The following is a 337-nucleotide window of genomic DNA, read 5'->3' on the forward strand; positions in this document are numbered from 1 at the left end:
ATCCACATGACCGCCCAGATCGGAAGTCCTGCAGCGTTTCAAGGCAGAAAGCGTCCGCAGCTGCCAGCAGTTGATCTGGGAATGATGCTCCACCTCGGCCCAATGCTGTCGGAGCACCTGAGCCACTTCGTGATTGGCTCTCAACGACGGGACAGATACAGTCGGTCCAATGGACTGAAGGCCCGGCACTTGTCGGTCCGGGCTAAGTGACGGTAGACACTCGTGGAATGGAGGGGACGAGTACCTAACGACCGCCACCTAACCACCACTGCACGCCACGTACCAGATGACTCTGTATGGCGACAGGGGGCCGGGGGAGAACGAAGAAAAAAAAAAA

1 pseudogene is annotated in these 337 nt (G+C 57.6%); it reads right to left on the reverse strand.

Annotated features, from left to right (window positions below):
* Positions 1 to 144, reverse strand: a pseudogene (locus AAA942_RS20390) (IS91 family transposase); the annotation flags it as partial.
* Positions 145 to 337 lie beyond the last annotated feature (193 nt).

It is taken from the genome of Algoriphagus sp. oki45 (assembly GCF_036245605.1).
Taxonomy (GTDB): domain Bacteria; phylum Bacteroidota; class Bacteroidia; order Cytophagales; family Cyclobacteriaceae; genus Algoriphagus.